Below are 8,819 nucleotides of genomic sequence, written 5' to 3'. Positions count from 1 at the left end.
CTTTGCAGCGCAGCTTCCGCACCGCTGAGAAGGCCGTTAACACCTGGTGCGATCAGGTCAAAATCGCCGCGTAGAAACTTGACTCGACTGCTACAAGATCAATTCAGTCAAGGAGTCTAGATTGATAAAAAATGAACATTCTGGCCGCGCACATTCCAGCACCATGGCGTCACCGTCACTTGCAAGTAACCGCCATGAGCACAAGCGCGCCTCAAACCCACTTTACCCGGCTCGATCAAACCACCCGCGGAGACTGGCAGATCCTTGGCGGCGAATTTCTCAAACTCACGCGCGGCCTGCCCGAGCGGATCATCGCACATTTGAATCTGCTGCACGGCGACTTCGGTGGCTTTCCCATCGACCGCCATACGCATTCGCTGCAAACGGCCACGCTGGCGTTGCGAGACGGTCGCGATGAAGAATACGTCGTCTGCGCACTGCTGCACGATATCGGCGATACGCTTGGCAGCTTCAATCACCCGGACGTGGCCGCGACAATACTGCAGCCCTTCGAAAACTGCCCCGCAATCTGAGAACCCCGAGGATCAAGATGACTATCCAGAAGCCGTCTGCTATCGAGAGTGAAGTTTCCGCCGAAGAGTGGCAACTGCGAGTCGATCTCGCAGCGTGCTATCGACTCGTCGCATTGTATGGATGGAGCGACCTGGTCTTCACCCATGTCAGCGTCCGCGTGCCTGGCCCGGAGCATCATTTCCTCATCAACCCCTATGGGCTGATGTTCGATGAGATCACTGCATCCAGTCTCATCAAGGTAGACCAGCAGTGCAACAAGCTGAGCGACAGCCCGTTTGCCGTGAACCCTGCCGGATTCACCATTCATAGTTGCATCCATGAGGCCCGCCACGACGTGGGCTGCGTGCTGCACACCCATACGCGGGCTGGAGTCGGGGTGAGCGCCCAAGCGGAAGGGGTTCTTCCGATCAGTCAACAATCAACCTTTGTATTGTCTTCGCTTGCCTATCACGGCTATGAAGGCGTGGCCCTTCGCGACGACGAAAAGCCGCGGTTGCAGGCCGACCTGGGGGATGCCACCTTCATGATGCTGCGCAACCACGGTCTGCTGACGGTGGGCAAAACCGTGTCTGATGCCTTCCTCGCCATGTACCTGTTCGAGACCACGTGCCAGATCCAGCTCGCGGCGCAGTCGGGCGGCGCGGAACTGCTTCGCGTGGATCAGGCAATCGTCGATGGCGCCGTGCACTCGGTCAAGGCGCAAGCGGTAGATGGCTCGTTCGTGTGGCCGGCACTGCTGCGCAAGCTCGACCGCATCGACCCCAGCTATAGACAGAAAAACCGACGCCCGCCATTTTTTATTACCGAAGAGACTTCATGACCGCCCGCCACTGGCTTGCCTCCTACGGCAGCATTCCTGCCGAGATCGACGCCGACGCGCACGCCTCGGTCGTCGCCCTGACCGACGACGCGATGATCCGATTCGCCGGAAAGACCGCCTTCGTCTGCGCCGGCCAGCAGTTCAGCTATGCCGAGATCGACGCTCTTTCAGGCAACTTCTGCGCGTACCTGCAAAGCGTCGGCGTGAAGAAGGGCGACCGCGTCGCGGTGATGCTGCCCAATATCGCGGCATTCCCCATCGCGCTTCTTGGGATCATCAGAGCGGGCGCCGTGCAGGTCAACGTCAATCCGCTCTACACACCGCGCGAACTCGAGCACCAGCTCAGAGATTCGGGTAGCGAGCAGATCGTGATCTACGGGGACGCCCTGCCCACGCTGGCTGCAATCATCGCGAACACGCCCGTGCGGCAGGTGCTGGTCGCGGGCCGTCCCTCGGTCGGTGATGCGCTCGGTGACGAGATGTCCGTCGATGGATTCGACAATGCGGTCACATTGCGCACTGCGCTCGCTAGAGGCAGCACGCTTCAACGCGAGCCTGTAGCCGTGTCCGGCGGCGACCTGCTGTTCCTTCAATACACCGGCGGCACCACCGGGCTCTCGAAGGGCGCAGCGCTGTCGCATCGCAATCTGGTCGCTAATACGGAACAGTTCAAGGCCTTCATGTCGGACGCGATGCGTCCTGGCGAGGAAGTCATCGTCACCGCGATTCCGCTTTATCACATATTCGCGCTGATGGTGAACTTCATCACCTACTTCTCGGTGGGCGCTGAAAACTGGTTGGTGGCGAATCCGCGCGATGCCGCCGATTTCATGGCCAATCTCAAGGCGGCGCGTCCCTCCATCTTCCTCGGTGTGAACACCCTCTATGCAAGCCTGATCCAGCATCCGCAACTGGCCGAGGTCGACTGGTCGCGCCTGCGTTTGTCCGGCGGCGGCGGCGCCGCGATAGTGCGCACCGTTTCCGAGCGGTGGAAGGCCATCACCGGCAGCTTCATCCGGGAGGGCTACGGTCTGTCGGAGACATCGCCGGTGCTCTCGTTTAATCCGTCATTCATCGATGAGTTCAACGGGACCACGGGCCTGCCCCTGCCGTCGACAGACATCAGGCTGCTGGATGACAAAGACCAGGAAGTTGCCGCAGGCGAGGCTGGTGAGATCTGCGTGAAGGGCCCGCAGGTGATGCGTGGCTACTGGGAGCAGCCAGAGGCGAACGCATCAGCGTTTACGGCGGACGGTTACTTTCGAACGGGCGATATCGGCATGTTCGACGCCAAGGGGTTTCTGAAGATCGTCGACCGCAAGAAGGACATGATCATCGTCTCGGGGTTCAACGTCTATCCCAACGAAGTCGAAGCTGTCGCCACTGCCTGCACCGGTGTGACCGAGTGCGCGTGTGTGGGCGTGCCCGACGAGAAGACGGGCGAAGCGGTCGAGCTCTTCGTCGTCAAGGCGCCGCAGAGCGCGCTGACCGAACAGGACGTGATCGCCCATTGCCGCGCCGGCATGGTGGCCTACAAGGTCCCCAAGATCGTGCGCATCGTCGAGGCGCTGCCGAAATCGGCCGTCGGCAAGATCCTGCGGCGTGAACTGCGCCAGCCGGATCGCCCGCTGACCAACAACCACCACGAGTGACAACACCATGAGCATCGAAGGATATGGCGTGGCGACGCTCAAGAATTTCGTCGGCCGCGAACTGGGGGTGTCGAACTGGGTCATCGTCGATCAGGCGCGCATCGATGCCTTCGCCGAGTGCACCGGCGACAAGCAGTGGATTCACGTCGACGTCGAACGTGCGACACGCGAGAGCCCTTACGGCGGCACGATCGCACACGGCTACCTGACGCTGTCGTTGCTTGCGACGCTGGCGATCGAGGTGGGACTGATTCCAGCGGACGCCAGAGCTGGCTTGAACTATGGACTCGACAAAGTGCGCTTCATGGCGCCGGTGAAAGCCGGAGCGCGGGTGCGAAGCCGCGTGGTGTTGCTGGAGGTCGAAGAAAAGCAGGGCGGCCGCATCATCGTGAAGACGGCGAACGAATTGCAGGTCGAGGGCGAGGACAAACCTGCGCTCGTTGCAGAGACGCTCGCGATGCTGATTGCGTGAATCGTGTGATGTCGAATCCCGTGGAAGAGTTAAGCGGTTGTTTGAGGAATAGTGAAATGGCAGCAAGCAAGGATAACCCGACCGTGAGTGGCATGCCGGACGATCTCGCCGCACGCGCGACCGAGGGCATGCTCGGCCCCAATCCGTTCGTCGGGTTGCGTGCGCAGGACATCATCGCCACCGTTCAGCAACTCGGTGAACAGGCTGCCCGGCATCCCGGCGTGCTGCTCGAGCAGGAAACGAAGCTGTCGCACGCGTTAATGTCGGCATGGTTCGGCGGTTGCACAGCCACGCCTCCCAAAGGCGACAAGCGTTTCGCCGACCCGCGCTGGCAGGACAATCCGCTGTATCGCATGTCGCTGCAAGGCTACCTCGCCTGGCGCGACTCGGTCGCAGGCTTCGTCGATCGCTCCGCGCTCGACGACAAGAGCAAGGAACGCGCGCGGTTCGTGACGTCGCTCGTTACGGACGCACTGGCGCCGACCAACACGCTGGCCGGCAACCCGGCGGCACTGAGGAAGATGATCGAGTCGGGCGGCGCGAGCGTGCTTGCCGGCATGAAGAACCTCCTGACGGACACGTTGACGAACCAGGGGATGCCCGCTCAGGTCGACAAGAGCGCGTTCGAAGTGGGTCGCAATCTGGCGACTTCTCCCGGCGCGGTGGTGTTCCGCAACGACGTGCTGGAACTCATCGAGTACGCGCCATCGACAGCCAAGGTCCATGCGCGTCCGCAACTGATCGTGCCGCCGCAGATCAACAAGTTCTATATCTTCGACCTGTCCAAAGGCAAGAGCATCGTCGAATATCTCGTGCAGAGCGAGTTCCAGGTGTTCGTCGTGAGCTGGCGTAACCCGACGGCGGCGCAGCGCCATTGGAATATGGATACGTACGTCGCCGCGCTGATCGAGGCGATCGATGCCGTGCGCGACATCACGGGAAGCCCGGATGTGAACCTGCATGGCGCCTGTTCGGGCGCGATGACGATCTCGGCGCTGCTCGGACATCTGGCGAGCCGCGGCGAGAAAACGGTGAATGCGGCGACGCTGATGGTCGCTGTACTCGATAGTTCAGTCGAGTCGCAGGTCGGTCTCTTTGCCACGCCGGAAGCGGTCGCGGCGGCCAAGCAGAACAGCGCGGCCAAGGGCGTGCTGGGGGGCGATGAGATGAGCCGCGTGTTCGCGTGGTTGCGTCCCAACGACCTCGTCTGGAACTACTCGGTCAATAACTACCTGATGGGCAATGCGCCGCCGGCGTTCGACATCCTCTACTGGAACAACGACACCACCCGGCTGCCGGCCGCGCTGCACGGCCAGTTGCTCGACATCTTCACGCAGAACCTGTTCGGCAAGCCTCGCGCACTGACCGTCCTCGGAACTCCGATCGACCTGTCGGAAGTCATGTGCGACAAATACGTCGTGGCAGGCGTCACGGACCACATCACGCCGTGGCAGGGTGTTTTCAATGCGGCGCGCACCTTCGGCGGCAGCACTGAGTTCGTGCTGAGTTCGAGTGGCCACATCCAGAGCCTGATCAATCCGCCGGGCAACCCGAAGGCGAAGTTCTACCTCAATCCCGAACTGCCTGCGAGTCCCGACGACTGGCTGTCCAGCGCGCAGACGACGCCGGGTTCCTGGTGGGAACACTGGCGGCACTGGCTCGCTACGCGCTCGGGCAAGAAGCGGGCCGCACGCCAGTCGCTCGGCAATGCACGGCACGCGGCGGGCGCGAGCGCGCCCGGCATGTACGTCACCGAAGCGTGACATCGAAATAACGGCGCGAGTGCATCAGCACCGCGTGCGGTAGCGATTTTTCCTTAACGCAGCACTGTGGAGATTTGATGATGGAATCGAGCAATCCCAAAAGCCTTTTCGGCGACTACACCAAGATGCTTACGCAATTCAAACTTCCCGGCGTCGATGTCGCCGCGATGCTGGAATCACGCCGCAAGGATATCGAGGCACTGGCAGCGGTCAACACGACCGCGCTCGCCGGCATTCAGGCGTTCGGCCAGAAGCAGGCCGAGATCCTGAGTTCGACGATGGCCGGAGTGCAGTCATTGGTCGCCCGACGCACCGACCCGGAGAGCAAGCCTTCGCCCAGCAAGACCGAGCGCGTCCAGTGTGCCGTCTACAAGACACTGGCAAACGCGCAGGATCTGGCCGGTACCGTCTACAAGGCTCAGTCGGATGTCTATGCCGTGCTCACCAAGCGCATCGCGGAGAATGTCGAGGAACTGAAGGCGCGGCTGCAACCTGAAAAGTAACGCGCGGTGCACTAGGCAATGCCGGCTTGTCTCCCAACATCAAGGAATCCAATGACAGAAACAGACTACATGACAGGGCCTGTCGGCAATTTCGAAACCCGGATGGTGGACCTTGACGGCCAGCTTCTGCGCGTCGGCATCCGACACGGCTGCGACGCTTCCCCGCCATTACTGATTTTCAATGGCATTGGCGCCAACCTCGAACTCGTCGAGCCGTTCGCTGTGGCGCTGGAAGACGTCGAGGTCATCGTGTTCGACATTCCCGGTGTCGGCAGTTCGCCGGCACCGGTCGTGCCATATCGCTTCTCGACGCTCGCGGTGCTCGCCGACAAGCTTCTGTCGAAACTCGGCTATGACGGGCCAGTTGACGTGCTTGGGGTGTCCTGGGGCGGAGCGCTGGCGCAGCAGTTCGCGCATCTTTATCCGGTCCGCTGTCGCAGGCTTATCCTCGCGGCCACGTCGCCCGGGGTCATCATGGTGCCTGCCAGGTTGTCCGTGCTCTCCAAAATGATCGGGCCGCGTCGCTACACGGACCCGGAGTATCTCCAGCGGGTTGGTGCGGAAATCTACGGCGGCGCCTACCGGCGCGATCCTTCGCTACTGCGGGAACACAGCCGCCACATCCAGCCGCCGCGTGGCCGCGGGTACGTGTATCAGTTGCTGGCGGCGTGGGGCTGGAGCAGCCTCCCGTGGCTCGGAGCCCTGAAGCAGCCCACATTGGTCATGCATGGCAGCGACGACCCGATCGTGCCGTTGAAGAACGCGAAGATACTCGCCGCGCGCATTCGGCACGCGAAGCTCCACGTGATCGACGATGGGCATCTGTTCCTCATCACGCGCGCAAATGAGATGGCCCCTCTCGTGCGTGATTTCCTTCTGTGCGAGCCGTGTGTCGTCGCGTGACCTGCGATCGTCCGTTCGCGCGGCCACCGGCGTGAATCGCGAACTTCGATCATTGCACGGTGATGTCGCTAAACGCTGGAATGCGAAGAAAGGGACGCGCAGGATTGAAGCGAGCGAACGATAGGCGGCCATCATCCGCAATAGATTCTCATCATTCAACCCGGGCCTTCGCGCCCGTTAGAGGAATACGCACGTGGACGTTTCAAAACGAATCGTGATACACGGCGCCGGTTCGGTCGGGTGCTACATCGGCGGCTGGCTGGCGGCGGCCGGGCTGCCGGTGGCTTATCTCGGGCGGTCGGGCGTTCAAAGCGAAATCGCTGCCAATGGCATGCTGCTGACCGACCAGGAAGGACGTCAACACAGATTTGGTCCTGACGAAGTCGACTATCAAACTGACCCTCAACTTCTATCCGAAGCCACGCTCATTCTCGTGACGGTAAAGAGCGAAGGAACGCCAAACGCAATTGCTGAAATCCAGCGTCATGCACGGGAAGACGTGCCAGTGGTCAGCCTGCAGAATGGCGTGCGCAATGTCGCTGCGCTGCGTGCCGGCTTGGGCGACGCGCGTGTCGTTGCTGGGATGGTGCCTTTTAATGTCGCCCACACCAAAGCAGGTCATTGGCATCGCGGCACGAGCGGCGAGCTGCATGTCGAATACGGTCCGCTGCTGGACCCATATGTGCCCTGGTTCGAGAAGGCGGGATTGCCGGTGGTGCGGATGGCCGATGTCGTCGGGACGCAGTGGGGCAAGCTGCTGCTGAACCTGAATAATCCGATCAATGCTTTATCCGGCTTGCCGCTTAGAGTGCAGCTTGGCGAGTCGGGCTATCGGCAGTGCCTTGCGCTATGCATCGAGGAGGCCCTGCAGTGCATCACTGAGGCAGGCATCGCACTGCCCGCCGATATCGGGCTGGTGCCGCCCGCCGAACTGATCACCCTGCTTCGTCTCCCCGATGAAGACTATGGGCGACAGGTGGGGCAGCGGCACAAGATCGATGAGCAAGCGCGCTCGTCGATGTGGGAAGACCTCGAACAAGGGCGTCCGACCGAGATCGAATATCTGAGCGGCGAAATCGTGGCGCTGGCGGCGACGCTCGGACGCGAGGCACCATTCAATGCGAAGGCGAGGGCGCTGATACGCGCGGCCGAACGCGGAGGGCGCCGGGACTGGACGGGTCCGGAACTGCTCCAGCAATTCAAGGATGCGGCCGGGACTGGCGCCGACGCGGATTGCTAAGGCTAAGGACGGACGCAACACATCGAAATCGACATTGCGGACGGGCACCTGCCTTGCGGCAGCGCCGGACTGGATCGCTTCAGAGGTATCGTGAGAAAGACGGCGGCCGGTTTGACGATCGCGACCGACGCACCGAGCTTTGACGTCAGTTCGCTGAAATGCCGCGCGTATCGACGCGCAAGAAGTTCTTCACCGACTTCACCCCTTCGACCTGCTGCGCCGTGGCGACAGCGAGCGCAATGGCTCGCGTCGGGGACCGTCCCGGACAGGGTGACTGCACCGGTCACCGACTTGACGAAGATCCGGGTCGAATCCAGACCTTTCGTGCGGGCAAGCGCCGTGCTTACGCTGCGCGTCAGCTTCCGGTTTGCCGCACGCGTGGCCGCGGTCGATGATGCGTCTTGTGCAGCGGCAGCGGTATCGGCTGCGCTGCTCACTGGCGTGTCCGCCGTCTGCGAAACTGCGTTCAGCGCAAACGACGCGCAGGTCGCTGCAAAGAGAGACTTCAAAAGCTTTGGCCTGGTCATGTGGTTTCTCGTTATCAAGTAGGAAGCAAGTAACTCAAGAGTGCCGAGTTCGGCACAGTCTTGGGGTTATGTGGCCAGTCGGAACATCTCGAAGGTGTCAGGGTCCTGCCTTTCGGCGATGAATTTCGCGAAGAAATTGGTTTTGGCGCTATTCACGAGAAATTCGGGCAGGCATTGTCGTAGTGCACTGGCGACAACCAACTCCGATGGAGGGATGCCGGGACGGATGGTGCGCAGCCAGGATCCAAAGGAACTCCAGACGAGTGAAGGGAATACCGCTGCCAGGTACTGAAGCAGTCCCTGGCAGACGATGCCAGCCTGAATGAAGACGTGATAGGCGTGGGTCTTGCGCTTGACGGCGTCGCGGTACTCGGGCGACTCGCGATGAAGGTATTGATCGCCGTT

At 61.5% G+C, this 8,819-nt stretch carries 8 protein-coding genes and 2 pseudogenes; 9 read left to right on the top strand and 1 reads right to left on the bottom strand.

The genetic code is table 11. The annotated features are described in order from the left end of the window. Positions 1-194 precede the first annotated feature (194 nt). The 9 genes and pseudogenes from AWB81_RS38380 to AWB81_RS46090 all read left to right on the top strand — a co-directional run. A pseudogene (locus AWB81_RS38380) lies at positions 195-512 on the top strand (HD domain-containing protein); the annotation flags it as partial. A gap of 38 nt (positions 513-550) precedes the next feature. After that, the gene (locus AWB81_RS38375; RefSeq protein WP_062643326.1) at positions 551-1,354 is read left to right on the top strand and encodes a class II aldolase/adducin family protein; all 804 of its coding nucleotides are present in this window, start codon (positions 551-553) and stop codon (positions 1,352-1,354) included. After that, the gene (locus tag AWB81_RS38370) at positions 1,351-3,006 is read left to right on the top strand and encodes an AMP-binding protein (RefSeq protein ID WP_062643324.1); all 1,656 of its coding nucleotides are present in this window, start codon (positions 1,351-1,353) and stop codon (positions 3,004-3,006) included. The genes AWB81_RS38375 and AWB81_RS38370 overlap by 4 nt, the downstream gene beginning before the upstream one ends. A gap of 7 nt (positions 3,007-3,013) precedes the next feature. After that, the gene (locus tag AWB81_RS38365; protein ID WP_062643322.1) at positions 3,014-3,478 is read left to right on the top strand and encodes a MaoC family dehydratase; all 465 of its coding nucleotides are present in this window, start codon (positions 3,014-3,016) and stop codon (positions 3,476-3,478) included. Between the two features lie 56 nt (positions 3,479-3,534). Continuing rightward, positions 3,535-5,241 carry an alpha/beta fold hydrolase gene (locus tag AWB81_RS38360; protein ID WP_087135485.1) on the top strand — a complete coding sequence of 569 codons (1,707 nt, stop codon included), beginning with the start codon at positions 3,535-3,537 and terminating at the stop codon, positions 5,239-5,241. A 77-nt stretch (positions 5,242-5,318) separates the two neighbouring features. Further along, positions 5,319-5,744 carry a phasin family protein gene (locus tag AWB81_RS38355; RefSeq protein WP_235026126.1) on the top strand — a complete coding sequence of 142 codons (426 nt, stop codon included), beginning with the start codon at positions 5,319-5,321 and terminating at the stop codon, positions 5,742-5,744. A gap of 51 nt (positions 5,745-5,795) precedes the next feature. Next, the gene (phaZ, locus tag AWB81_RS38350; RefSeq protein WP_062643318.1) at positions 5,796-6,647 is read left to right on the top strand and encodes a poly(3-hydroxyalkanoate) depolymerase; all 852 of its coding nucleotides are present in this window, start codon (positions 5,796-5,798) and stop codon (positions 6,645-6,647) included. Between the two features lie 193 nt (positions 6,648-6,840). After that, positions 6,841-7,887, top strand: a complete 1,047-nt coding sequence (locus AWB81_RS38345) for a 2-dehydropantoate 2-reductase (RefSeq protein ID WP_087135483.1) — start codon at positions 6,841-6,843, stop codon at positions 7,885-7,887. A gap of 291 nt (positions 7,888-8,178) precedes the next feature. Next, positions 8,179-8,436, top strand: coding sequence for a hypothetical protein (locus AWB81_RS46090; RefSeq protein WP_159939005.1), 258 nt, complete (start codon positions 8,179-8,181; stop codon positions 8,434-8,436). 44 nt (positions 8,437-8,480) lie between these two features. Here the strand turns inward: AWB81_RS46090 and AWB81_RS46085 are convergent. Next, positions 8,481-8,819 (bottom strand): annotated as a pseudogene (locus AWB81_RS46085) (IS4-like element ISCku4 family transposase); the annotation flags it as partial.

The sequence above is a fragment of the Caballeronia arationis genome, from assembly GCF_001544975.2.
Classification (GTDB): domain Bacteria; phylum Pseudomonadota; class Gammaproteobacteria; order Burkholderiales; family Burkholderiaceae; genus Caballeronia; species Caballeronia arationis.
The sequence above is the reverse complement of the archived record's forward strand: the minus strand, read 5'-3'. Positions and strand labels throughout refer to the sequence as shown.